Raw genomic sequence first — 23,681 nt, 5'->3', positions numbered from 1 at the left:
TTGCTGGTCATGATTTCCGTAATCATCCCGACCTGCAACCGACCGGCTGCATTTCTGCACAAAGCCATCGAGTCGGCTATGGTCCAGAGCCTGCCGCCGCATGAGGTGATCGTGGTCGACAACGGCACCTTCGGTATCGACCGTGAATCCCTGCCTGACCAAGTGACGCTTTATCGCCTGCCAAAGCGCATCGGCCCGTCGCGCGCACGCAATTTCGGGGCAGCCAAAGCAAGCGGGACCCATTTCGCTTTTCTTGACGATGATGACTGGTGGGATGGCAATTTTCTGCGCAAGACATGGACTGCGCTGCATGCCAAAAACGCACGCTGCGTCTGTGGTCGGCTCGACACTTTCCGACAGAATCGGATCGAACAATTCAAATGCGCCACTCCGCAAACTTTGACGATCCCGGTATTGCTTCACCGCAATCCGGGGACTACCGGAACAAATCTGCTGATCGAAAAAAGGCTGTTCTGGGAAGTGGGCGGATTCGACGAGCGACTTCGAACATCTGAGGACAAGGCCCTGGTGCTGGAAATTTTGAGAGCAGACGAAAAATCGCGATAGCGCCGGATGCCGTCGCGATCATGCGTGAGCATGACGGAGAGCGGGCGCATCAGGCGCGGCATTATAAGCTCCTCTTCAGCTGGAAATATCGCAGTCTTCTAGGATATAAGGGTCTGTCGCGAGAATTTTTCCGGCTGATCAACCCCCGGTTGCTCAAGAAACTGGCCCGTAGAACAGGCAGAATGCGGAGGGCGGAATGCGGCTGATCATTCATATCGGCACGCCCAAGGCGGGATCGAGCAGTCTGCAGGTGGCTCTCAAGGCCAACCGAAGCCAGCTGCTGGAACATGGCATTTTACATCCTGCTATCGGGAGGGGCGCGCATCATGCTGACCTTGCCTCCGGCCTGCACGTACCGGAGGCGATGCGCGACATCGACCTTAGGCGCAACGGCAATGACCCGGCCGCAGTGATGCGCAAGACCGAAGCAGCATGGCAATCGGTTGCCGATCAGGTGGCAAAGCACAATCCGGAAACATTGATCCTGTCGGCCGAAAATTTCCTGTCGATCGACGATTTTGATACGTTACGTGCTTGGCTGGAACGAATCGCGCCAGGTGTATCGCCAACATCCGTTGCCTATTTGCGGGCACCCGTCCCCAATCACGAATCCAAAGCATCCCAGAGGCTTGGGTGGACATCTAAAGTACGCCTGCCGGCCAGCTTGGCATGGCATTCCCGGCTGATGCGCTGGAAGGCTATCGGCACCGTGCGACTGCGGGATCTTGCCAAAGTGGGCGACATTCGCACGGATTTTCTCGAATCGGTACAAGAAGGGCTGACCTCGGCCGTGTCGCTACCGGAGCGAAACGCCAATGTGAGCCTGACCGGTGAAGGCTGCATCGCGTTGCAGGCGGTGCTGATGAACAAACCCGCCGGGAATGTGGGCAGCCATGTCGAACGGTCACGGGCCTGGCGCGCGCGTCTGGCGGAGGCCGAAGCGGCGCTTGGCCAATCGCTCCCGCTGCGCAGGGTTACCGTCAACCCTGCGGTTCGCTGGCTGATATTGGATGCATGGCACAACGAAGCTCTGGCCTTGCGAGAGGAATTCGGCTTCCAGTTCGACGAACCCGCGCTTTACAACCGGACGGAAATTGACCGGGGGCTTGCCGACAGCGGCGCCCGGAATCTCAACCTTGCCGAGACCGATCCTTTGTCGCGGTTTCTCGCCAATGACCAGACAGCGGCGTTGAGGCTTCTTGCCCACGCCGCCGAGCAAGGCGATTCGTCCAGAGTGGACATCCCGATCACCCGGATCAAAGACGGGATACGGAACCTGTTCCGGAGAGTTTCCCGATGAGCCAAATCTATTTCCGTCACCTCAATATTCTCAGGAACGCGCGCGATGAGTGATTTGAACGCCGTGACCATGATCATCCGGACTGTCGGCGAACGCACCCAAGCAGCTTGCCGGGAGTCAATCCGTGCACAGGGAGTGGATGATGCCCAGATCATAACCGTGCGCGAAGCGCCCTTTTCCAAGGCAATGCGCGTGGGGTTCGAGGCAGGCATTGCTGCCGGCCGCGAGTGGACCTTCTGTATCGATGCCGATGTGATCATGCGCCCGGGATCGATAGCGGCGATGATGCGACAGGCGATGCAGCAACCACCAGAGGTATTTGAACTACAGGGTGTGGTGCTGGACAAGCTTTTTGTAACGCTTCGCGAAGCGGGCAATCATCTGTTCCGTACGTCCCTGTTGCCCGAGATGATTGAGCTGATCCCCGAGGAAGGCCAGTCGCTCCGACCGGAAACGACGGCGATGGAAGGGATGAAGGCGCGGGGTTATCCGTGGACACGGGTGCCCTATGTCGTCGGTCTTCATGATTTCGGGCAAAACAACCGCGATATTTTCCGCAAATGCTATACCCATGCCCAGAAACATAGCCATTTGCTCAACGAGCTGCTGCCCAAGATGCGCGAACGCGCTGCCGCTGACCACGATTTTGCCGTTGCAATTGCGGGTCTGGCTGAAGGATTGAAGGCGACAGGTGCGGTCCGCATCGACATCGCGCATCGTCCCTTTGCCGAAAGGTTCGAGGCGCAGGGGATCGAAGAAAAACGCCATGCCCGATAGATGAATTCACGCCCGATACAGTTGAACAGATTCTACAGGACTATGCAGGAGCCGAGGATCTGACTGTGCGCTACTTGCCCTTCTCGGGCACTGATGCAATCGCGCTGGACGGCACGATACGCCTGACGCGCTCGGCCCGCTGGCGGGCTCTGTGGCGCCGGAGACAGCAGCGCCATGGCACCGGCGGCGCAGTCCTTCACACTTTGGGCCATGGAATTGAGCAGCTGGGTTTGCGGTTGCAGAAACGTGCCGGAGAAAGCAAATGAACAAATCGGGCGAACAGATAACAGCATCCCCTGCCGACGGCGCGCTTGCCCGGGAAAGGCCGTTGCGCCTTGCCTTTTCCCTGCTCACACCTCGTGAGCAGCGTAATGCCTTCATCGTACTGGCGATATTCCTTGTCTCTTCCGTGACACTGGCGCTCAGCGTTGCATCGGTCTATCCGTTTCTGCTGGTGTTGACCCGCCCCGACGTGATCCAGACCAATGCCTGGCTGCAATGGGGCTATCAGCTGGTCGGTTCCCCCCCTGAATTTACCTTCATCCTTTTACTCGGCGGCGCGACAATTGCCCTGCTTGTGACCAACGCCGCGCTTCAGGTGGTGCGCGTCTACATGATCGAACGATTCACGCAGATGCGAATTCATACGATCAGCGTGCGGTTGCTCGAAGTTTTCATGTCGCAACCCATGACCTTTTTCCTCGGTCGCAATACCGGGGATATGGCAAAGGGGATATTGAACGAGACCCGCGAGGTTGTGCAGCAATATTTTCGGCCTGCCGCAGAATTGACGGCTGGCGTGCTGGGTACTTTCTCCGTCATCATCGTGCTTATGGCGCTGGCTCCGATGATCACGCTGATCGCCCTTGCCGTGATCGTCGTTTCCTATGCCATAGTCTATCTGTTCAGCCGCACCATATTGGGCCGGATGGGCGTCAGCCGTGTGAAAGCCAATAGTGAACGCTACCGGATATCGCGGGAAGCGCTCAGCGGCATCAAGGATATCAAGATTGCCGGCACGGAGAAATTCTACCTTTCCAATTACAGCCGCTTCTCAAACGAAGCGGCACTGACCCAGTCCCGCGCAAATGTGATCAACTCGGCGCCACGCTACATGGTGGAAGCCGTAATCTTCGTTGCGATCATCCTGCTGCCGCTGGTATATTTTGATCAGGAAACCCTGATCAACGGCGGATTGCTGACTGGGGTCCTCCCGGAACTGGGAATCATGGCGCTCGGCGCGCAAAGGCTGATGCCGGAAGTCCAGAAGATTTACCGGTCGATCAGCGTGATGAAATTCGGTGCGGCGGCCGTTTCGAGCGTACATGCGGACATGATCATGCCCGTCGATCCCGCCATGAAGGTCAAGCCCTCTTCCCGCTCCATACGGCTGAGCGAGTCTCTGGAACTGCGCGACGTGCATTTTGCCTATCCCACCGCCGATGGCCTGGCTCTGAACGGGATCAACCTGAAAATCCTGAAAGGGCAGCGCATCGGCATCGTCGGGACAACCGGTGCGGGCAAGAGCACGCTGGCCGATCTTGTCCTCGGCTTGCTGCGTCCACGAGACGGAGATGTACTGATTGATGGCGTCCGGCTCGCCGGCGAAGATGTCAGGATCTGGCAGAAAGCCATCGGTTATGTTCCGCAGCATATCTTTCTGTCCGACGCGACAGTGGCCGAGAATATCGCCCTTGGCGCAAAATCCGGCCATGCCGACCAGAGCAGAATAGAGGAGGCGGCCCGGATCGCGCAGTTGCACGATTTCATCGTCGGCGAGATGCCACAGGGATATGACACCCCGATCGGCGAAAATGGCGTCCGTCTTTCCGGCGGGCAGCGGCAGCGGATCGGTATTGCCCGGGCGCTCTACCGCGACGCCGATCTGATCGTCTTCGACGAAGCCACCAGCGCGCTGGACTCAGTGACCGAAGGCGAGCTGGTTACCGCGATCGATGCCCTTCCCGGCGAAAAGACGCTGCTGGTCATCGCGCACCGGCTGACGACAGTAAAATCCTGCGACCGGATCATCGTCATGAAACAGGGACGTATCGTCGCTTCGGGCAGCTGGGAAGAGAATCTTCGCGACAGCCCGGATTTTCGTGATCTCGTTGCCCAGAAGTCCGATTGATGAAGATGCCGGTCCAATCCATATGAGTCTCGATCTGTCATGAAGCTAAATATTATCAGCCTGCAGAATTTCGCGCTGGCGATCCTGTGCCTGTGGATCATGAGCCGCCGCTAACTGCCAATCCGCTCGCACGGGCAGTGGCGTTGCTTGCCATCGTCTCCTGGGGCTTGCTGGAAATCGTGCGCAGCAACGGAATTTTTCTCCGGCCAACATGGCCAGTCCTGGGGGCGGGAGTGTTCATCGTCTATGATCTGGTGCTCTGGTATGCGCTCGGTGAATGGGAACTGGTGTCCCATATTCAGATGTATATCCTGCTGACTCTGCTGATCATTTACGAGAGCCGCCGGAACGATCCGAAGAGCCTTGAGCCGGTTTTCTGGACGATGATGCTGACGCTGCCGGTCTGGTGGATCAGCACCCTTCGCGGCTTCGAAACATTCGGGGATCATGCCGCGAGGACCGTGGTCCGCTCGTCGGAAGAGGCGATGGAACTGATGCAGCAAGGTGTCGGAGGATATTCGCTGATCTATTCCTCGCTCGTCCTGATCCCCATCCTGATACTGATGACCTTTCGCTGGCGCCAGTTCGATATGTCATCGGCACCGCGGTTCCTGCGGGCGTTCCCGCGCGCATTTCGTCTGTTGCCGCCGATCATGCTGGGACTGATTGCTATCGTGGTCCTGCGCGCCGGCTTTACGATCGCCGTGATTGTAATGGTGGCAACCTCGGTTGTTTCGCTGATGTATCTGCGGCCCCGTCCCTGGATCCTGCTGATGGCACCGCTGGTAGCCCTTTTCTTGGTGATCCTGGGGCAGCTATTCCTGCAGGATATCATCAACCTGTTGATCCCGATGACCGACGGAACGAATTTCGTCCACAAGCTGCGCGATCTCCAGCTCTCGCTGGATGCCGGAGGCTCCCAAGGGACAGTGGCTGACCGGACCGAGCGCTATTTCCGCAGCATCAATTCCTTCCTCGAGAACCCGGTCTTCGGGGTTTTGGGAGACCGCGGCGTCGGCAATCATTCTGCCTATCTGGACTATTTTGCCCAGCGCGGCCTGTTCTTCGGCATGCTTTACATCGGGCTACTGCTCTATCTCCCGATCAGGATGCTGCGGCAGCTGCCCGGCATGCTCAGCATGACCGGCGGCGTGTTGGCTGTCATGATCCTGTTTCCCTTGTTGAACAGCGTGACGATGGCGGTCGGGGTAGTGCTGTTCATCATGTTCCCGGTTGCCTGCGCGATGACCAGAGAATATGTGAACGGGCATCAACTGCGCCGCCGCGCCGCTTCGGCGACCAGAAGGGTATCTCCGGCATGAGCGGAAAGCCCATATCCGTTCTCTGGACCTCCAATATCGTCCTGCCGGCCGTGGCCGCCCGTCTCGGCGTGCCTGAAACGCCGTTCGGCGGCTGGCTTTCCGTTACCACCAGCCGCCTCGCAAGGGTGGAGGGCTTGCGACTGGGCGTCGCGATGCGCGCCCCCGTAAAACTCTGCAGCATGTCCATCAGGATGGCATCGACTATTTCGCGATTCCCCAGTCCAGGGGCGACAGCTATGATGTCGGGCAAGCCGATTGCGACCGTGTGCTGGCCGAATTTGCACCCGACATATTGCATGTCGAAGGCACCGAAATGGCCTATACGCGCCGCTTCCTGTCCAGCTGGTCCGGCCGCCGGCTGATTTCCCTGCAAGGCGTGATCAACGGCTACAAGCCCTATCAGTTCGGCCATCTTTCGGCAGGCGATTTTCTCAATCTCCGCCATCCGCAACATATGATCGTGGGGCTGGCGCTGCTGGCCAATAATCTGGTCAAATTTCTGCCCCGCCTGCGCGGCGAGCGCGAGACGATCGCCATGGCCGACCATATTCTGGGCCGGACAATCTGGGACCGGGCCCAGGCCAACTGGCTGAATCCGGAGGCAAAATATCATCATTGCCCGCGAATATTGCGTGATCCCTTTTACGAGAAACGCTGGTCCCGCACGGATTGCGAACCCTTTTCGATCTTCGTCGGCAATGGAGCCTCGGCGCTAAAGGGCGTGCATTTTGCCGTCCGGGCGCTGGCCCAGATCCATCACAAGTTCCCCGATGCCAAGCTCTATATCGCCGGCCGCAATCCCTGGTCTTTGTCCCGGCTGTCGGCGCAGCGACTGGTCGGTTACTCGGTCTACCTGATGGATCTCATATCCGATCTCGGACTAAGGGATCACGTGGTCTTCACCGGTCAGCTGGATGCAGAGCAAATGGCCGAGCGGATGCGCCGGTCCCATGTCGTCGTCCTGTCTTCGCTGATCGAGAATAGCCCCAATACGCTTGCCGAAGCGATGCTGATGGGGGTCCCGGCGGTTCCGTCCTATGTCGGGGGCGTGCCGTCCATGGCGCAGGATGAAAAAGAGGTGCTTTACTATCGCGCGGGCGATCCGGCGATGCTCGCCTGGCAGCTGCAGCGTGTTTTCGAAGATGATGATCTGGCAGAGAAACTCTCGGAGGCTGCGCGAATTCGTGCCAGCGCAACACACGATCCCGAGACCATTATCGAGACACTGGTGAACGCCTATCATACAGTGGTAGCGGGGCAGCCGGCATGACCCGTTCGCACGCTCCGGTCGCCTTGTTCGCCTATGCACGCCCCGACCACCTGGAGCAGACGCTCACGGCCCTGGCTGCCGCAGAAGGCGCGCGCGACACCAGTCTCTGGATATTCTCGGACGGGCCGAAAAATGCCGCAGCCGAAGACAAGGTCGCCGCGGTCCGTACCGTACTGGCCGAGCCACGCTGGCAGCGCGATTTCGCGAAGGTTACAACCATTGTGTCGGACAAGAACAAGGGGCTGGCGCAATCGATTATCGACGGCGTAACACGGGTTCTCGATCAACACGGGCAAATCATCGTGCTCGAGGATGATCTGCTGGTGGCTCCCGATTTCCTGCAATTCATGAACGGCGCGCTGGAAAGACATGCGCAAACCGCCGAGGTCGGGTCCGTCACCGGCTATTGTCCGCTTCCGCAGCCTCCCGCTGGCTATACGCATGATATCTATGCCGTACCGCGCAGCTGCAGTCATAGCTGGGCAACATGGCGCGACCGCTGGGAAACGGTCGACTGGTCTGGCAGGGACGCTCCGCGCCTCTGGCAGGACCGGGCTTTGCGCAAGCGGTTCATGGCAACCGGGTCGGACAAGCTGGACCGGCTGGGCAGACAGCTCGAAGGTCGGATTGATTCCTGGTCGATCATGTTCAACCTGTGGCATGTCATCAATGACCGCGTGGCTCTCTATCCGGTCCGCAATCTGGTGCAGAATATCGGTTTTGACGGCAGCGGCACCCATACCGGAGCCCACGACCGGATGCACACGGCGCTGGCGCCTTCCGGATCGGCGCTGGACCCGGCCCTGCCGTCCGAAGACCCCCGCGTTGTGGCAGCCTTTCACAAGATTTATTCCGGGTCGCTATTGGGCCAGTTACGCCGCTTTTTGCGCAACTTGCGCATGCCTGCAAGCGTGCGTCGGATATCAGGTCAGACCGATAGATGAGGCTGCTTTTCATCTTTCCCAGTTCAACATTGGCGGCGGTGAAATGTCGACTCTGCGGCTGTTGCACGCCTTGCAGAAACGTGGTGCACATATCACGCTGGTGCTGACAGAGGGCGGCGGCACGCTCGAGCAGCGCCTTGATCCCGCTATCGAGGTCATGCATCTGCGTCCCGGCAAACGATCGTCCAAGCCGCTAGTCAGGGCTTTGCGCGGGGGCTGGGGAGTATTGAACGCCTTCCGGCTTGCTTTCCGCCGCTACGACGGGGCCGCGGTTGGCATGACCGGCGCGCCCACCTGGGTTGTCCGCTATATCGTCCGGGCGCCTGGAAAGCTGCATTTCATCCGCAATGACCTGTCGCAGATGGGTAGAAGCCACGACATAGTGAAGCGGGTGCAGCGGAACCTTGACGCCTTCACGGCCTTTATCTGTGTCTCTGATATAGCGCGACGGTCACTGATTGCGGTAGTCCCGGAAATTGATGAAAAATCTCATGTGATCTACAATATTCTGAACGCCGAAGAAATGCGCGCACGGGCACAAAACGGAACGGACCCGTTTCCTCCCCGGCGCGACGGCGCGCTGCGCATTATATCGGTCTGCCGGCTGCACGAGAAAGCCAAGGGCCTGACCCGCATGGTGCGGATAGCGCGCCGGCTGGTGGACGCAGGGCTGGATTTCGATTGGTTTATATTGGGCGATGGTCCCGATCGCGCGATTCTGGAAGCAGAAATCGCAAACCAAGACCTAGGCGCCAATATTCACCTTCTTGGCCGCGTCGAAAATCCGTTCCCCGCTTATGCCCACGCCGATATAGTGGCAATGCTGTCGAACTACGAAGGCCTGTGCGGTGTCGTCAACGAAGCGAAGGTGATGGGAAAGCCGATTGTGGCCACTCGTGTCTCGGGTGTGGAGGAGCAACTGATGCACGGCGACACCGGCCTGATTGCCGAGCAGGAAGACGAATCCATTTTGAAGCGATGCATAGGGTTATAACGGACGACGCGCTCCGCGCTGCCCTAGCAACCGATCGCTTGCCTGCTGCCGTACTGGATGATCGGCGTAAACTGGACATGATTGAAATGCTACTTCTTGGAAAGGTCAACACATGACTGTTCCCGGCTCCGATACCCGGATAGATTTCGCAATAATTGGCGCCCAAAAATCGGCTTCCACGGCCGTGCAACATTATTTGCATAATCATCCGATGCTATACTTGCCGCTTGGGGAACTCGCCTGTTTCGAATCACCCGATTTTGAACAGGGTCGTGTGGATCGCCAACTTGACTTTTCACGTGCTGCGGATGGGCAATTAAGGGGAATAAAGCGGCCAACCATATTCACCGATATAGTGGCCATAGACCGTCTCAAGGACCATTCCCCGGATTGCAAAATGATCATGGTCTGCCGTGAACCGGTCAGTCGTTTTATTTCCCATTATTTTCATTTAATGAACAGCGCAAAGCTTCCGGTTATGGAAATTAACCGTGCCGTCAAGGCAATGTTTCACGGCGATTATCTATCAAAACATATATCCGGAACGGCGCTGCTGAGAAACGGAATTTATCACTCCAGCCTGACGCATGTCCGGGATATCTATGGTGCTGACAGTATTTTCATCACCAGTCAGAATGCGATGCAGCAGGATTTTAGCACGGTGATGCAAAGGCTCTGCACCTTTCTGCAAGTGCCGTTTGATCCGGATCAAATTCAGGAAAACGCGAAAAACGTCGGCAGCTATGATTATCGACGCGCCTTTTTCCGCAAGCTGCCAAACGCCCTGACCTATAGTTACTCGCTGGGACGTTCGCGCAAGGAATATCGGTCATCGCAACTGTTGCGGAATGCCGGTCGCGGCTTCTCCTTTTTGTTCGGAAGATGGCCTTTCACCAATCCGATCGCGCATAAGGATGTTCTGACGCCTGAAGCAAAGTCACTGCTTCAGGAATATTACAAGGCTGATCGAGAAAAACTGCAGCGGGAGTTCCCAGATGCTCTCTATTGGTAGCCAATTAAGGCGCCGTGCACTAACGAACGGTCACCTATCGCGGCTTTTGCGACATGAACAGAAACGGCTCGAGATAAGGTATTGAATTTGCCAGCAAATACGCTCCCCAATTTCATCCATGCCGGTGTGCCGAAGTCCGCTTCGGCGACGATCAACGCGATGTTGCGCACCCATCCGGATGTGTTTCTTCCGCGGCAGAAGGAGCCCAGTTTCTTCAACACCGACGACCGGTTTGCCGAGGGCCTGGACTGGTATTCGGCGACCCATTTCGCCAATGCGCAAGGCGAAAAGATTCTCGGTGACATGTCGATCGGCTATGCGACGGGATTCGGCTTCGATACTGCAAGGCGCATCGCCGAGACATTGGGCACGGACCTGAAGATCCTGCTGACCTTTCGGGAGCCGATAGCGCGCGCCTATTCACAATATGGCATGTCGCACAACAAGGGCCAGCTCGAACAACTGGGCTTTGCCGAAGCGATTGACCGCGCTCTGGCGGCCGGACCGGGAATCACCGAGGCGGATCGCTTGCGGGTGCGGACCGGAACCTATTATTCCAGCAAATCCGATATGGATGCCTTCCGCTGGTGCATGTATGTCGAACCCGGCCATTATGCGGATATCTACGAAACCTGGGCCGGCCTATTCGGAGCGGACAATATATTGGTGTTGCTGACCGATGACATAGCGGCCGATTTCCAGCGCCAGGCAGACCGGCTGTTCGCCTTTCTCGGGCTGGACCCGATAACGGTGGAGCCGGACATGAAGCGCAATGTCGCAACCGCCCTGCGCTATCCGGCCATGCGCCGGCTGCTCAACCGCCTATATGCTTTCGGTCCGCTGCGCCAGTTTCTGAACGCACCGCGGCTGGACCGCTTTCGCAAGTCTTTGCGCAGGCGTTTCCTGACCCGCAACTATGTCGAGAACAGCCAGGTCCAGGCCCCCGATCCGGAAGCCGTGATGCGATTGCGCGATCATTATGAACCGCAGATCGTTCGGTTGGAAAAGCTGCTGGGGCGCGATCTCACTATGTGGCGGGCAAAATATGCGCGGGAGACCGGCGAGCCGTGACCACAAGCCCGCAACAGCCCCCCTGGATCGCTTATGTTGTCCCCTTCGACTTTCCCGAGGGCGGGGCGGGCGCGCGGCGCGTGCTGGGCAATGCCCAGTCGCTGGTCGCGGCGGGCTATCGGGTGACGATCATCTCGGCCCAGATCGACCGCTCGGGCAGCGATGCGCGGCCTTTCGCGCCGGGGATCAGCCTCGCCTCGACCGGCGAGCGCGATGCCGAGCATCTGCCGCGCGCGCTGAAACGGGCCCGCTATATCTTCACCGGCAGCCGCACGCGGGACTGGATCGCGCGCGCGCCAACGCCGCCCGCCGCGATCATATTGTACAGCGGCTATTCGCCCTATTTGCTGCAGCTGACCGGGATGGCCCGGCGGCGCAATATCCCGCTGATCTTTGATGCCGTCGAATGGTATACGGCAAACAGCACCGCCGGCTTTCTGAAATCACCCTATTTGTGGAATATCGAGCTGGCGATGCGCGTGTTGATCCCCCGGCTGGACGGCGTGGTCGCGATATCCTCCTATCTCGCCGACTATTACCGCAAGCGCGGCCTTGCCGTGGCGCAGGTGCCCCCAACCCTTGATGTCTCGGCGCTGGAACCCTCGCTCAAAAGCCGGTCTACCGACGGACGCCTGCGACTTGCCTATTGCGGTTCCGCCTCGAACGATCTGCTCGATACGGTGATAAGCGCACTGATGCGACTGGACCCCGAGGGAAATCGCATCCTGCTCGAAATTGCCGGTCCCACCGCCGACGAAGTATTGGCCCTGCCGGGTCTCGCCGGTCGCGGCGCCGTGCCTCCGGGTCTGGCGTTGCACGGCCGGGTCACGCACGAGCAATCGGTCGCGATCACGCGCGCTGCCGATTTCAGCATCTTCCTGCGCCAGATCAACCGGGTGTCGACCGCCGGTTTCCCGACCAAGTTCGGCGAGAGCCTTAGCCTCGGGACGCCGGTGATCACCAACCTGACTTCGGATCTTGCAGAACATCTGGACGATGGTGTCAACGGGCTGGTCTGCCATCCCACGCCCCCGGCGACCTGGCGAATATTCTCGAGCGGGCGTTGACGCTCGATCCGGCGCAATTATCGGCAATGCGCCGCGCCGCTCGCGCGACAGCCGAAGCCAATTTTGATTATAAAGTTCACAGCGAAGCCCTTGTCCGTCTGCTGGCGCAATGCAACGCGCCCGGCCCCGACCGGACCCTTATGGAGAATGATGTTCATGTTAGATGATGTTTGCCTGATGATCACCGGCGGCACCGGCAGTTTTGGCAATGCGTGGTGCGGCGCTTTCTGGACAGCAATGTCCGCGAAATCCGTATCTTCAGCCGCGACGAGAAGAAGCAGGACGATATGCGCAAGCTGTATCGCAACGACAAGCTCAAATTCTTCCTCGGCGACGTGCGCAGTCGGGACAGTCTCTCGGACGCCATGCACGGCGTCGATTTCGTGTTTCACGCCGCGGCGCTGAAACAGGTTCCGTCCTGCGAATTCTTTCCGCTCGAGGCTGTGAACACCAATGTCCTGGGCACTGCCAACACGATCGATGCGGCGCATCGCTCCGGCGTCAAGCGGATGATCTGCCTGTCCACCGACAAGGCGGTCTATCCGATCAATGCGATGGGCACGTCCAAGGCGATGATGGAAAAGGTCGCGACCGGCAAGGCCCGCGCGATCGATCCCGACCGCATGACCATCTGCTGCACCCGCTATGGCAATGTCATGGCCTCGCGCGGATCGGTCATTCCGCTGTTCGTGCGCCAGATCCAGGCGGGCGAGCCGCTGACCATCACCGATCCCGACATGACCCGCTTCATGATGACGCTGGACCACGCCGTCGATCTGGTCCTGTTCGGCTATGAACACGGGGCGACGGGTGATGTGCTGGTGCAGAAGGCGCCGGCCGCGACGATCAGGGTCCTGGCCGAAGCGCTGCTGGACCTGTTCGGGAAACCGGACCATCCGATCAATATTCTGGGCACCCGCCACGGCGAGAAAAAGCACGAGACCCTGCTCTCGCGCGAGGAACTCGCCCAATCGGTTGATCTGGGAGAATATTATCGCGTTCCGGCCGACATGCGCGACCTGAATTACGGCGTCTATGTCGAATCCGGGGAAAGCCGGATCAGCGAATCCTTTGACTATACGTCGGAAAACACGCAACAGCTTGATGTCGAGGGCATGAAAGAGCTGCTGCTGCAGCTTCCCTTCATCCGTTCCACGATGGCCGGCGAACCGGCAGATTCCGAGGTTTGACATGCAGGTCCTGATTACCGGAGCAAATGGTTTCATCGGCCGCAATCTGGCGCTGCGCCTGCGCGAAGCAGGCCATGACGTGCTTGGCGCGACCCGCGCCACCAGCGACGCCGATCTGGCCGACATGGTGAAGCAGGCGGAAGCGGTGGTCCATCTGGCCGGAGCCAACCGGCCGGACACGGAAGCGGAATTCGAGGAAATCAACGATCGCTATACCGCGCAGCTGTGCGCATTGCTGCGCGACCGGTCCGCTGCCATTCCCGTGATTGCGGCGTCCACCATCCAGGTGGATCGCGACACGCCTTATGGCCGGACCAAGGCGAACGCGGAAACCCATCTGCAGGCGCTGGCCAGCGACAGCGGCGCGCCGGTCAATATCTGCCGGCTGGTCAATGTGTTCGGCAAATGGTGCCGCCCGGATTACAATTCGGTCGTCGCCACCTTCTGCCACAATATCGCCCGCGATCTGCCGATCACGATCAGCGCTCCGGACGCCGAGGTCCGGCTGGTCCATGTCGATGACGTGATCACCGGATGGCTGGCCTGGCTGGCCTCGCCGGGCAGCGGCGCCCAGATCACTGCAATCGCGCCGGAATATCGCATCACCCTGCAGGACCTCGCAGACCAGCTGCGCGAATACCGGGCTATCCGAGAGACGCACACGGTGGGAGAAACCGGCACCGGGCTCGGACGCGCGCTCTATGCCACCTATATCAGCTATCTGCCGGTCGCGGATTTTGCCTATCCCGTCACCCGCCACGGCGACGAGCGCGGTGTCTTTGCCGAAATGCTGCGCACCGAACATTCGGGCCAGTTCAGCTTTTTCACCGCCGGTCCCGGAGTCACCCGCGGCGGCCATTATCACCATGCAAAGACCGAGAAATTCCTTGTCCTGAAAGGACAGGCGCGGTTCCGTTTCTACAATATGGACAGCGGCGAGACCCACGCGCTCGACACATATGGCGAGGAATCGATGGTGGTGGAAACCGTGCCGGGCTGGAGCCATGACATCACCAATGTCGGCGAGGACGAGCTGATCTGCATGCTCTGGGCCAACGAGCTGTTCGACCGGGACCGGCCGGATACGATTGCGCACCCGCTGACTTAATGATGCAATTTTCGGGATAAAATATATGAGACTGATCGAATCAAAATGGTTGCAAAAACATCTGACCGAAATGGATGTTGCGGAATTGTCACCTCTGCTGGAGATCGGATCTTCCAGTCTCGCATTTCGAACAATTGCAAAGCCCCATATCGAGCAGTTTGTTCATGCTCCTCTGCGAGAAAGAGGCGTGCGGATTGTCACTACCGATCTTCGAGATGCCGAAGGCGTCGAGATCGTCGGCGATATTTTCGATCCGGATGTCTGCGCGAAACTTCAAGACGTCCAGGCTAAATCGCTTCTACTTTGCAATCTGCTCGAACATCTTGTTGATCCCGCCGCATTCGCCGACGCCTGCAAGAGCTTTGTTCGACCGGGCGGATATATCATCGTTACAGTGCCCTACGATTATCCCTATCATCTTGATCCGATTGACACGATGTTCCGGCCATCCCCGGAGGAAATACATGCTCTGTTCCCTGGTACACGGATTGTGGACGGCGAGATTCTGGTGGATGGCGGACGATGGTCTGACCTGCGCCGCACAAGAACATCATTTCAGTCGATAAAATCAATAGTGGGCGACATCGCGCGAATGGTAACGTTTCGTGGTGGAATCGAAAGAACCAAGTCGCGCGCTTCGGGCCTGAGCTACCTCGCCAAAAACTACAAAATTTCGGCGATCATTCTACGCGTTCAGGAAGAACAGGACAAATGACAAAAAACTCAAAATCGCCACTATCGTCGGCACCCGGCCGGAGCTGATCCGGCTGTCACGGGTCATGGCCGCGCTCGACCGGCATTGCGACCATCTGATCATCCACACCGGGCAGAATTACGATTATGAACTGAACGGCATATTCTACGAGGATCTCGGCCTGCGCCAGCCCGATATATTTCTGGAAGCGGCGGGCGACACCGCCGCCGAGACGATCGGCAATATCATTGCCAAATCCGCAAAGATACTCGCCGAACACCGGCCCGATGCGGTACTGGTGCTGGGCGACACCAACAGCTGCCTCGCGGTGATCAGCGCCAAGCGGCTGAAGATTCCCACTTTCCACATGGAAGCAGGCAACCGCTGCTTCGATATGCGCGTGCCCGAGGAGATCAACCGCCGGATCGTTGACCATACCGCCGACATCAACCTGACCTACAGCCAGATCGCGCGCGAATATCTGCTGCGCGAGGGACTGGATCCGCAGCGGGTGATCGTCACCGGCAGCCCGATGCGCGAAGTTCTGTCCGCCTATGGCGACCGGATTGCAGCCTCGAATGTCCAGGAACAGCTGGGTCTGGAAAAGCACGGCTATTTCGTGGTCAGCGCGCACCGCGAGGAAAATATCGAGGACCCGCGCCAGTTCGAGGGGTTGGTGGCGATACTCAACATGCTGCCCGAGCGGTTCGGACTGCCGGTGATCCTCTCCACCCACCCGCGCACCCGCAACAAGATCGAGGCCACCGGCGCGAAACTCGACCCGCGGGTGCAGCAGATGAAACCCTTCGGCTTCTCCGACTATAACGCCCTGCAGATGAACGCCCGCGCTGTGCTGTCGGACAGCGGCACGATCACCGAGGAAAGCTCTATCCTCAATTTTCCCGCGCTCAATATCCGCGAAACCCACGAACGGCCGGAGGGCATGGAGGAAGCGGCGGTGATGATGGTCGGCATGAACCCCGAACGCGTGCTGCAAGGGCTGGAAATCCTCCAGTCCCAGCCCCGCGGCGAGGAACGGGCATTGCATCTGGTCGATGATTATGCACCGGACAATGTATCGGAGAAAATCGTCCGGATCATCCACAGCTACACCGATTTTGTGAACCGGGTGGTTTGGCGGAAAGGCTGAAGTCTATGCAATACCGTCCCGAGGTCGACGTTGCTTCCGCTGTGGCACACCGGCAGGGCAGATAAACCCATGCGTTTCATAATCATTGCCGGATTTGCCGGATCGCTGCTGAATTTCCGGGGGCCGCTGCTGCAGGCCCTGGTGGCGCGCGGGCATGAGGTCCATGCGGCGGCGCCGGGGCTTGGCGCCGGCAGCGTCGAGGCGGAGCAGTTGCGCGAGATGGGCATCACCCCGCATGATGTGCCGATGGACCGCACCGGCCTGTCGCCGCTGGCCGATCTGCGCCTGCTGGCCGCGCTGGCGCGCCTGATGCGGCGGCTGCGGCCCGATGTTATGATGGGCTATACGGTCAAGCCGGTCATCTGGGGCACGCTGGCGGCTGGCTGGCGCGGGTGCCGCGCCGCGTGGCGCTGATTACCGGGCTGGGTCTGTCGTTCAACGAGGGCACGGGCGCCAGGCAACGGTTGCTGACGGCGCTGGTCTCGGGCCTCTATCGCGCCGCGCTCAACCGCGCGGATATGGTGGTGTTTCAGAATCGCGACGATCTGGCGCTGTTCCGCGAACGCGCCATTCTGGGAGCCGGTGCGCAGACACGGGTTGTCGATGGCTCGGGCATTGATCTCGACCGTTTCGCCCGGGTGCCGCTGCCCGACGGCCGATGCGCTTCGTGCTGGTCGCGCGGATGATCGCCTCGAAGGGCGTGCGCGAATTTGCCGAGGCGGCGCGCCGCACCCGCGCGCGCCATCCACAGGTGCAGTTCGACCTGATCGGCGGACTCGACAGCAACCCGGACAGCGTGACCGCCGAGGAGATCGACCGCTGGCAGGCCGAGCAGGTGCTGACATGGCACGGCCAGGTCGCCGATGTACGGCCCCTGATGCGCGCAGCCCATGTGGTGGTTCTGCCGAGCTATTATCGCGAAGGGGTGCCGCGCTCGCTGCTCGAGGCGCTGGCGCTGGGTCGGCTGATCATCACCACCGACATGCCCGGTTGCCGCGAGACACTCGACGGCGGGAGCAACGGCATGCTGGTGCCGCCGCGCGATACCGCGGCTCTGGCACAGGCCATGGACCGACTGGCAAGCGCGTCTTGCGAAGAATTGCTAAAGATGTCAGAGGCGTCTCATCGTCTGGCGAGGGAACGGTTCGATGTGCACCGGGTAAACCGGGACATGATCGCGGTGATAGAGGGCGGCGAATAGTCGCTGCAGGCAAGGTTTTATCGGGGATCGCACAGGGAGTATGGCGTGAAAATTTCAGATGCCGATATGCCGCAGACCGGGAAATGTCATTCGGCTTCCCGTGACTCGGTGCCATTGCCCATTCCCGCTTCCGCGAAGCCCCCCTTGCTTTGGCTTTGCGGGGATCAGAACCTTGTGCGCTCATGGTGAAACGCCTGTTCGACATAATCGGCGCCGGCACCGGCCTTGCGCTTCTCTCGCCGCTGTTGCTGATCCTTGTGATTCTGATCCGGCGCGGGATGGGGTCGCCGGTGCTGTTCCGCCAGATCAGACCTGGCAAGGACGGCAAGCCTTTTGAAATGATGAAGTTCCGGACCATGCGCGATGCAACCGGTCCGGATGGCCAGGCTTTGCCCGATAAGGCGCGGCTGACCCCGCTGGGCAGCAAACTGAGATCCAGTTCGCTGGACGAACTGCCGGAACTGTGGAACGTTCTGAAAGGCGACATGAGCCTCGTCGGGCCCAGGCCGCTGCTGATGGAATATCTGCCGCTCTATTCGCCCGAACAGGCGCGCCGGCACGAAGTGCGCCCCGGCGTCACCGGCTGGGCGCAGATCAACGGGCGCAACGCCATTTCCTGGGACGAGAAATTCGCGCTCGACGTGTGGTATGTCGACAACCGCAGCCTCTGGCTTGACCTGAAAATCATCTGGCTGACCATTCGCAAGGTGCTGAAACGGGAAGGCATTTCGGCAGCGGGAGAAGCGACGATGCCGAAATTCACGGGATCCCGGTCATGAAGCGGCTGATCGGGGTCTACGGCGCATCCGGTTGCGGTCGCGGCATCATGCCCTTGTTGCGGGAACAATATCCCGAGGCTGAACTGCTGTTCATTGACGACGGCAGGCGCCCGGTCTCGTCAACGGCCACGATATCGTCGACTGGCCCGGTTTTCTGGAACGCGACACCAAGGACAAAGCCGTCTCCATTGCCATTGCCGCTCCGAGGATTCGCCAGATTCTGGCGGAGAAATGCGCCGCAGCAGAAATCCCGCTCGTTGAAGCGCGTGCGACTTCGGTTGTGCAGATGGACAATGTGGCCTTCGGCGCTGGCGCCTGCCTGTCCCCGTTCGTGACGCTGACCTCGAACATTACGATCGGACGCTGTTTCCACGCCAATCTCTATTCCTATGTCGAACATGACTGTGTCGTCGGTGATTATGTCACCTTCGCCCCTGGCGCCAAGGCCAACGGCAATGTCACAATCGGCGACCATGCCTATATTGGTGCCGGAGCGATATTGCGGCAGGGAATCTCCATTGGTGCCGGCGCCACCGTCGGCATGGGCGCGGTTGTCACCCGGGATGTGGCGGCCGGCCAAACCGTTGTCGGCAATCCGGCACGGCCGTTGAACAAGGACTGATCATGCGCATCTATCTTTCACGCCCCCATATGTCCGGCAGGGAACAGGAATATGTAGCCGAGGCCTTTGCCTCGAACTTCGTAGCTCCGCTGGGACCGCAGCTCGAGGCTTTCGAGGCCACCGTCAGCGATTATCTCGGGGGCGGCCTGCATTGCGTTGGCCTGTCTTCCGGCTCTGCCGCCCTGCACCTGGCGTTGCGCATCGCCGGTGTCGGCGCCGGTGACGAGGTGTGGATTTCCTCCATGACCTTTGCCGGTGGCATCTTCCCGGTCAACTATCTTGGCGCAACGCCCCGTTTTCGATCTCGATCCGGCCAGCTGGACCATCGACATCGTGCGGCTCGCTGAAGAACTGGCCGTGGCTGCGCGTGATGGCCGCCTGCCCAAGGCGATCGTCCCGACCGACCTCTACGGTCAGTCCGTCGATCTCGACGCGCTGGAAGCTCTTGCTGGACAATATGATGTCCGGCTGGTCCTCGACAGCGCCGAGAGTCTGGGCGCATCCTATCTCGATGGGCGCAAGGCCGGTACCGGCGGCGACGCAGCTATCCTGTCGTTCAACGGCAACAAGATCATCACCACGTCGGGCGGCGGCATGCTGGTGACCAAGCACAAGGCGTGGGCCGACGAAGCGCGGTTTCTGGCGACCCAGGCGCGGGATCCGGCACCGCATTATGAACATTCCACCTTCGGCTATAATTACCGGCTGTCGAATATCTGCGCCGCAATCGGCCTCGGCCAGATGGAGGTGCTGGATGATCGCGTCGCCCGCCGTCGGGCGATCTGCGAGCGCTACCACAAGGCGCTGTCCCGTCCGGGCATCACCTTCATGCCGGAACCCGAGGGGCAGCGATCGACCCGCTGGCTCACCGCTCTGACCATTGATCCGGCAAAGGCGGGGGTATCGCGCGAGGACGTGCGCCTGATGCTGCTCCAGCATGAAATCGAAGCCCGGCCGTTGTGGAAACCGATGCACATGCAGCCGTTATATGCCGGGGCACCCTATCATGGAGCCGGTGTCGACGAGGCGCTATTCGCCAACGGCCTCTGCCTGCCCTCGGGAAGCGACATGAGCGATGGCCAGCAGGATGAAGTGATCGAACGGATAGCGGGCCTGTTGGAGGAAACGCGCTGACCGGCGATGGTCAGTCTTAAAAATCCCCGTTAGTCTAGGGCGATCGAATATATCTGCCCGCTCAGATTCTCCTTGTCGGACCATGCCCGCGCCAGCAGCATCAGGCGGACGGTCCCGCAGTCGGACGGAAGCGGACCGACCGAATATATGCTCGGACTTTTCGTGAGCGGTTGCACAAAAACCGGTTCTTGCTGTTTTCGCACTGAAGCTGGATCTGCACATCCTCACGCTGTTTCAACGGCGAAACCTTGTGCTCTATCCTCAGCGTGAATGATTGCGGTACGGTCAATATGCGCTCGGCCAATAGGCCTGCCTTGCCTCTCCGGACAAAAATTCAAGCCGCTCGGGATCATCGACAATCTGCGCGCGCTCTCCCGCACCATCATTCAGCCGCCAGTCGAACGGGGGCATGTCGGTGCTCCAGTCGAGCTTTTGCTGCCGCTGGACCGAAGCGGCCGGCCCACCAGACGACGATCCCGAAATCTTGCGGTAAAGCATCGCCGCGGAATCCAGATCCCCGGCCCTGACCAGCGCAGCGATGATGGTCTTGTCGGTGTCGGGCTCAATGGCCAGCCTGCCAAACAGGCTCATCCTCAAACGGGTCAGATTGGCCAGCGCGTCCCGGTCCTCGGCAGCGGCTTTCAGAAATGGGTCGGCCCAGCCCGGCTTGTTGCTCAGCGCCCCGGCAAATTCCGGAACCGATCGCTGATCTTTCAGCGCCTGTATCAGGATCGGAAACATCGTCTCCTGTTGCTCGGGGGAAACGGTCAGGATCTGGTTGAGCACAGCGATGCTGTTGGCAAAATCATCTCTCGAAGCGTAAAGCAGCAGCAGGTTTGACTGCAGCATCAGCGTTCTGCGGTTGAGCTCTCCTGCGGCCAGCAGGATCCGGGCTTTCTTGCCAGCATCCTGTTGTGATAGGGCTAAAATTGTCCATGCAACCGGCGACAATGGTTCCTTCGCCACAATCCTTTCGGCCAGCGGCGCGAGCGATCCGGCAGCCGGGCTGTTGAGACGGTCCAGCGCGACACGCTCGAGCGCATATCCGTTCAACGGAAAAGCACCCGCAGCCAGTACGGGTTGATCCTTTGCCAGAACATTGGTGACGGCCTGCATAGCCACGACGCCGCTCAGCATGATGGCCCCGACAGAAAGGACGGTTGCTTTCAGCCAATTCATCTGGGTTGGATCAGCGCGTGGGCCATCGTTCAGAGATCGTCTTTTTCACCATAGCTATGTCCGTAGCCATAGCCGTAACCGTAACCATAGGTCAGGTTCCGGTCATCCAGCTTCGTGACAATCGCGCCGAATATGCGGGCGCCGCTGGTTTCAAGCCTGCTCAGAGCCTGCTGAATTGTCCGGATTTTCCCGCTGTTGGCTTCGACCACGAAGACAACACCGTCGGCGACCGAAGCAATTTCAAGCGCATCGGCCAGCCCCAGGACAGGCGGACTGTCGATGATGATATGATCATAGGTAGCGCCCAGCTGTTCGAGCAGCGATTGCAAGCGCGGGCCAGCCAGCAATTCACCGGGATTGGGCGGCTTTCTGCCGCTTGGCAAAATATCGAACGGATGCGAATCCAGCGAGACAATGCTTTTCGCAAAATCGTCGCTTCCGGCCAGAAAGCCGCTCAGGCCGACACCCGGTTTGGGCACATTGTCAAAAATCTCGCGCAAGCCCGAATTGCGCAAGTCGGCATCGATATAGAGAACGCGTTTGCCCAGATGGCCGAGGCTTTCGGCCACCGCGACGGCGGTAAGCGTCTTGCCTTCATCCGGCCGCGTACTGGTGAACATCAGCGTTCCGGGAGCGCCCTTGTCCGTCAGGAAGGTCAGGTTGGTCCGGGTCGCCTGATAGGCTTCGTTCAGTTCGGATTTCTTGTCTTCCAGCTGTTCGTTGATGGCATCTTCCGGGATCAGCGGAATCAGACCCAGAACCGGCAGGTCGAGAACCCGCTTCACATCAGCCGGGTTGCGAATGCTCTGGTCCATCGTTTCGCGGAGGATGACCAGCGCGCCGCTGGCAAAGGCACCGAACAGGAAGGCCAGCAGCAGGTTGCGGGTCAGGGACGGTTCATAAGGCCTCCGGGAGATCTCGGCCTTGTCGACCATGATCATGTTATTCTTGCCCGCGCCGACCACGCCGACCTCCTTGAAGCGCTGCAGCAACGCGTCATAGAGCTGCCGGTTGGTATCGACTTCGCGCTTCAATATTCCGTAGCGGACGCCCTGTCCCTGCTGCCCCAGATAACCGGATTTGGCGCGATCGAATTCCCTCTGCAAGGCCTGCTCCTGGAGCAGCGCCTTTTGCAGATTGGCCCGCAATTCTCTGGTGATGTCGTTCGAAGCCCCTGCATCGAGGATTTCAACGAGGCCTCTTCTGCCTCCAGGGCAACGATTTGCGGATAAGACGGACCGAATTGCGACTTGAGGCTGGCAAGCTTGGCCTGCACTTCTGACAGACGGGATTTCAGGACGGCAGAGGCGCTGCCGGCCCCGGCTGCGGCCGCGCTCGCCCGCAGGGCGCTTTCGGCCTCGATCCGTGCGGCGGTTGCCCGGGCCAGATCGCCGCTCAACGCGGAAAGCTCTGACGAAGCCAGCGTCTGGCCGCCACCGGTCGCGCCCTCTTCGGATGCAATCGGCGTGATGTTCACAATCTCGTTGGCGTTGGCATAGTCGATCAGTTCCTGTTCGGAACGCTCGAGTTTTTCCCGCATTTCGGAGATCTGGTCTCCAAGGAATTTCTGGGCCTGGACGTTGGAGCCGAATCTTTTGTCAAAATTCATGCCCAGGAATTCCTGCGCCCAGAGATTGGCGATTTCGGCCGACAATTTGGGGTCCGGGCTGGAAAAGCTGATATCTACCAGGCTCGAGAATTCAATCGGCTGGATCGAGATATTGCCGAGCAGGATATTTGCCGCCGCATTGTCCGACACGCCCCTTTCGGCAAGGCCGAACGCATTCTGGAAATTCTTGTCGCGAGTCAGGTTTCCGGCACTGACCACCCGGTTCGCAAGGCTGCGCGACTGCAGAAGCTCGTATTGCGTGGCGAAATACTGGCGATCCTTCGAGATATTCTGCAGTTCCACATCACCGATATTGGTCACGTCGGACTCGATCTGGCTGATCTCGATGCGCGCGGTGGACCGGTAGAGAGGTGTCTGCAGCAGCGTCATGATCAATCCGACGACCAGCGAAAATACGATGATGCCGAGTATCACATAGCGCAGGTTGATCGCCTGCTGCCAGAACCGTTCCAGATCGTGGAGACTGATGGAATCAGAAGTAGTCGTTTCGAATTCGTCACGATCACCGATGGCTGATCTTGCTTGCTGATTGTTCATTG

Annotated in this window: 28 protein-coding genes; 25 read left to right on the top strand and 3 right to left on the bottom strand. The window is 59.4% G+C overall.

Annotation, left to right across the window (positions count from 1 at the left end):
- Positions 1-9 precede the first annotated feature (9 nt).
- The 25 genes from C8024_RS08825 (at position 10) to C8024_RS08720 (ending at position 20,333) form a co-directional block, all read left to right on the top strand.
- Entirely contained in the window at positions 10-567 is a 558-nt protein-coding gene (locus C8024_RS08825) for a glycosyltransferase family 2 protein (protein WP_173204204.1), read from the top strand.
- A gap of 20 nt (positions 568-587) precedes the next feature.
- A complete protein-coding gene (locus tag C8024_RS08820; RefSeq protein ID WP_173204202.1) occupies positions 588-773 on the top strand; it encodes a hypothetical protein in 186 nt (61 codons plus the stop codon).
- On the top strand, positions 764-1,867 hold the full coding sequence (locus C8024_RS08815; protein ID WP_173204200.1) for a hypothetical protein: 1,104 nt from the start codon (positions 764-766) through the stop codon (positions 1,865-1,867). Before C8024_RS08820 ends, C8024_RS08815 begins: the two co-directional genes overlap by 10 nt.
- A 45-nt stretch (positions 1,868-1,912) precedes the next feature.
- Positions 1,913-2,644 (top strand): hypothetical protein, encoded by a 732-nt coding sequence (locus C8024_RS08810; RefSeq protein ID WP_173204198.1) that lies wholly within the window; start codon positions 1,913-1,915, stop codon positions 2,642-2,644.
- 65 nt (positions 2,645-2,709) lie between these two features.
- Entirely contained in the window at positions 2,710-2,910 is a 201-nt protein-coding gene (locus C8024_RS08805; RefSeq protein WP_173204196.1) for a hypothetical protein, read from the top strand.
- Complete coding sequence (locus C8024_RS08800; RefSeq protein WP_173204194.1) at positions 2,907-4,775, top strand: ABC transporter ATP-binding protein; 1,869 nt, start codon at positions 2,907-2,909, stop codon at positions 4,773-4,775. The genes C8024_RS08805 and C8024_RS08800 overlap by 4 nt, the downstream gene beginning before the upstream one ends.
- Positions 4,776-4,861: 86 nt before the next feature.
- Complete coding sequence (locus C8024_RS08795) at positions 4,862-6,097, top strand: hypothetical protein (protein WP_173204192.1); 1,236 nt, start codon at positions 4,862-4,864, stop codon at positions 6,095-6,097.
- Positions 6,098-6,362: 265 nt separating this feature from the next.
- A complete protein-coding gene (locus C8024_RS08790; RefSeq protein ID WP_173204191.1) occupies positions 6,363-7,367 on the top strand; it encodes a glycosyltransferase family 4 protein in 1,005 nt (334 codons plus the stop codon).
- Positions 7,364-8,311: a glycosyltransferase gene (locus C8024_RS08785; protein WP_173204189.1), complete on the top strand. Its 948-nt coding sequence runs from the start codon at positions 7,364-7,366 to the stop codon at positions 8,309-8,311. Before C8024_RS08790 ends, C8024_RS08785 begins: the two co-directional genes overlap by 4 nt.
- Complete coding sequence (locus C8024_RS08780) at positions 8,193-9,305, top strand: glycosyltransferase (protein ID WP_302051612.1); 1,113 nt, start codon at positions 8,193-8,195, stop codon at positions 9,303-9,305. The genes C8024_RS08785 and C8024_RS08780 overlap by 119 nt, the downstream gene beginning before the upstream one ends.
- 112 nt (positions 9,306-9,417) lie before the next feature.
- On the top strand, positions 9,418-10,317 hold the full coding sequence (locus C8024_RS08775) for a sulfotransferase domain-containing protein (protein ID WP_173204185.1): 900 nt from the start codon (positions 9,418-9,420) through the stop codon (positions 10,315-10,317).
- An 87-nt stretch (positions 10,318-10,404) separates the two neighbouring features.
- Positions 10,405-11,388, top strand: a complete 984-nt coding sequence (locus C8024_RS08770) for a sulfotransferase domain-containing protein (protein WP_173204183.1) — start codon at positions 10,405-10,407, stop codon at positions 11,386-11,388.
- Positions 11,385-12,455, top strand: coding sequence for a glycosyltransferase (locus C8024_RS08765; RefSeq protein WP_173204181.1), 1,071 nt, complete (start codon positions 11,385-11,387; stop codon positions 12,453-12,455). Before C8024_RS08770 ends, C8024_RS08765 begins: the two co-directional genes overlap by 4 nt.
- On the top strand, positions 12,452-12,622 hold the full coding sequence (locus C8024_RS08760) for a hypothetical protein (protein WP_173204179.1): 171 nt from the start codon (positions 12,452-12,454) through the stop codon (positions 12,620-12,622). The genes C8024_RS08765 and C8024_RS08760 overlap by 4 nt, the downstream gene beginning before the upstream one ends.
- Positions 12,623-12,670: 48 nt before the next feature.
- Positions 12,671-13,645 (top strand): polysaccharide biosynthesis protein, encoded by a 975-nt coding sequence (locus tag C8024_RS08755; RefSeq protein WP_367947238.1) that lies wholly within the window; start codon positions 12,671-12,673, stop codon positions 13,643-13,645.
- Position 13,646: 1 nt separating this feature from the next.
- Complete coding sequence (locus tag C8024_RS08750; RefSeq protein ID WP_173204177.1) at positions 13,647-14,753, top strand: NAD-dependent epimerase/dehydratase family protein; 1,107 nt, start codon at positions 13,647-13,649, stop codon at positions 14,751-14,753.
- 25 nt (positions 14,754-14,778) lie between these two features.
- Entirely contained in the window at positions 14,779-15,468 is a 690-nt protein-coding gene (locus C8024_RS08745; protein WP_173204176.1) for a hypothetical protein, read from the top strand.
- 13 nt (positions 15,469-15,481) lie between these two features.
- Complete coding sequence (gene wecB / locus C8024_RS08740) at positions 15,482-16,597, top strand: non-hydrolyzing UDP-N-acetylglucosamine 2-epimerase (protein WP_173204228.1); 1,116 nt, start codon at positions 15,482-15,484, stop codon at positions 16,595-16,597.
- Positions 16,598-16,666: 69 nt separating this feature from the next.
- Positions 16,667-17,011 (top strand): glycosyltransferase, encoded by a 345-nt coding sequence (locus C8024_RS20185; protein ID WP_217272101.1) that lies wholly within the window; start codon positions 16,667-16,669, stop codon positions 17,009-17,011.
- Positions 17,002-17,283 (top strand): hypothetical protein, encoded by a 282-nt coding sequence (locus tag C8024_RS20180; protein ID WP_217272100.1) that lies wholly within the window; start codon positions 17,002-17,004, stop codon positions 17,281-17,283. Before C8024_RS20185 ends, C8024_RS20180 begins: the two co-directional genes overlap by 10 nt.
- Entirely contained in the window at positions 17,256-17,798 is a 543-nt protein-coding gene (locus tag C8024_RS20175) for a glycosyltransferase (RefSeq protein ID WP_217272099.1), read from the top strand. Before C8024_RS20180 ends, C8024_RS20175 begins: the two co-directional genes overlap by 28 nt.
- A gap of 182 nt (positions 17,799-17,980) precedes the next feature.
- Positions 17,981-18,577, top strand: a complete 597-nt coding sequence (locus C8024_RS08730) for a sugar transferase (RefSeq protein ID WP_173204174.1) — start codon at positions 17,981-17,983, stop codon at positions 18,575-18,577.
- Between the two features lie 295 nt (positions 18,578-18,872).
- Positions 18,873-19,199, top strand: coding sequence for a DapH/DapD/GlmU-related protein (locus tag C8024_RS20170; RefSeq protein ID WP_367947237.1), 327 nt, complete (start codon positions 18,873-18,875; stop codon positions 19,197-19,199).
- A 2-nt stretch (positions 19,200-19,201) separates the two neighbouring features.
- Entirely contained in the window at positions 19,202-19,546 is a 345-nt protein-coding gene (locus C8024_RS22545) for a DegT/DnrJ/EryC1/StrS family aminotransferase (protein WP_302051610.1), read from the top strand.
- Positions 19,479-20,333, top strand: coding sequence for a DegT/DnrJ/EryC1/StrS aminotransferase family protein (locus tag C8024_RS08720; RefSeq protein WP_302051609.1), 855 nt, complete (start codon positions 19,479-19,481; stop codon positions 20,331-20,333). Before C8024_RS22545 ends, C8024_RS08720 begins: the two co-directional genes overlap by 68 nt.
- Positions 20,334-20,618: 285 nt before the next feature.
- On the opposite strand, the gene C8024_RS08715 is transcribed toward C8024_RS08720, so the two are convergent.
- From C8024_RS08715 to C8024_RS08705, 3 genes are all read right to left on the bottom strand, one after another.
- The gene (locus C8024_RS08715) at positions 20,619-21,470 is read right to left on the bottom strand and encodes a hypothetical protein (protein WP_217272098.1); all 852 of its coding nucleotides are present in this window, start codon (positions 21,468-21,470) and stop codon (positions 20,619-20,621) included.
- 71 nt (positions 21,471-21,541) lie between these two features.
- Positions 21,542-22,618, bottom strand: a complete 1,077-nt coding sequence (locus C8024_RS08710) for a CpsD/CapB family tyrosine-protein kinase (RefSeq protein ID WP_173204170.1) — start codon at positions 22,616-22,618, stop codon at positions 21,542-21,544.
- On the bottom strand, positions 22,543-23,679 hold the full coding sequence (locus C8024_RS08705; RefSeq protein ID WP_173204168.1) for a Wzz/FepE/Etk N-terminal domain-containing protein: 1,137 nt from the start codon (positions 23,677-23,679) through the stop codon (positions 22,543-22,545). The genes C8024_RS08710 and C8024_RS08705 overlap by 76 nt, the downstream gene beginning before the upstream one ends.
- Between the last annotated feature and the right edge of the window lie 2 nt (positions 23,680-23,681).

The organism is Sphingopyxis sp. BSNA05 (assembly GCF_013265645.1).
In the GTDB taxonomy this organism is placed as follows: Bacteria; Pseudomonadota; Alphaproteobacteria; order Sphingomonadales; family Sphingomonadaceae; genus Parasphingorhabdus.
Note: the sequence above shows the minus strand (reverse complement) of the source record. Positions and strands in the feature narration are given on the sequence as shown.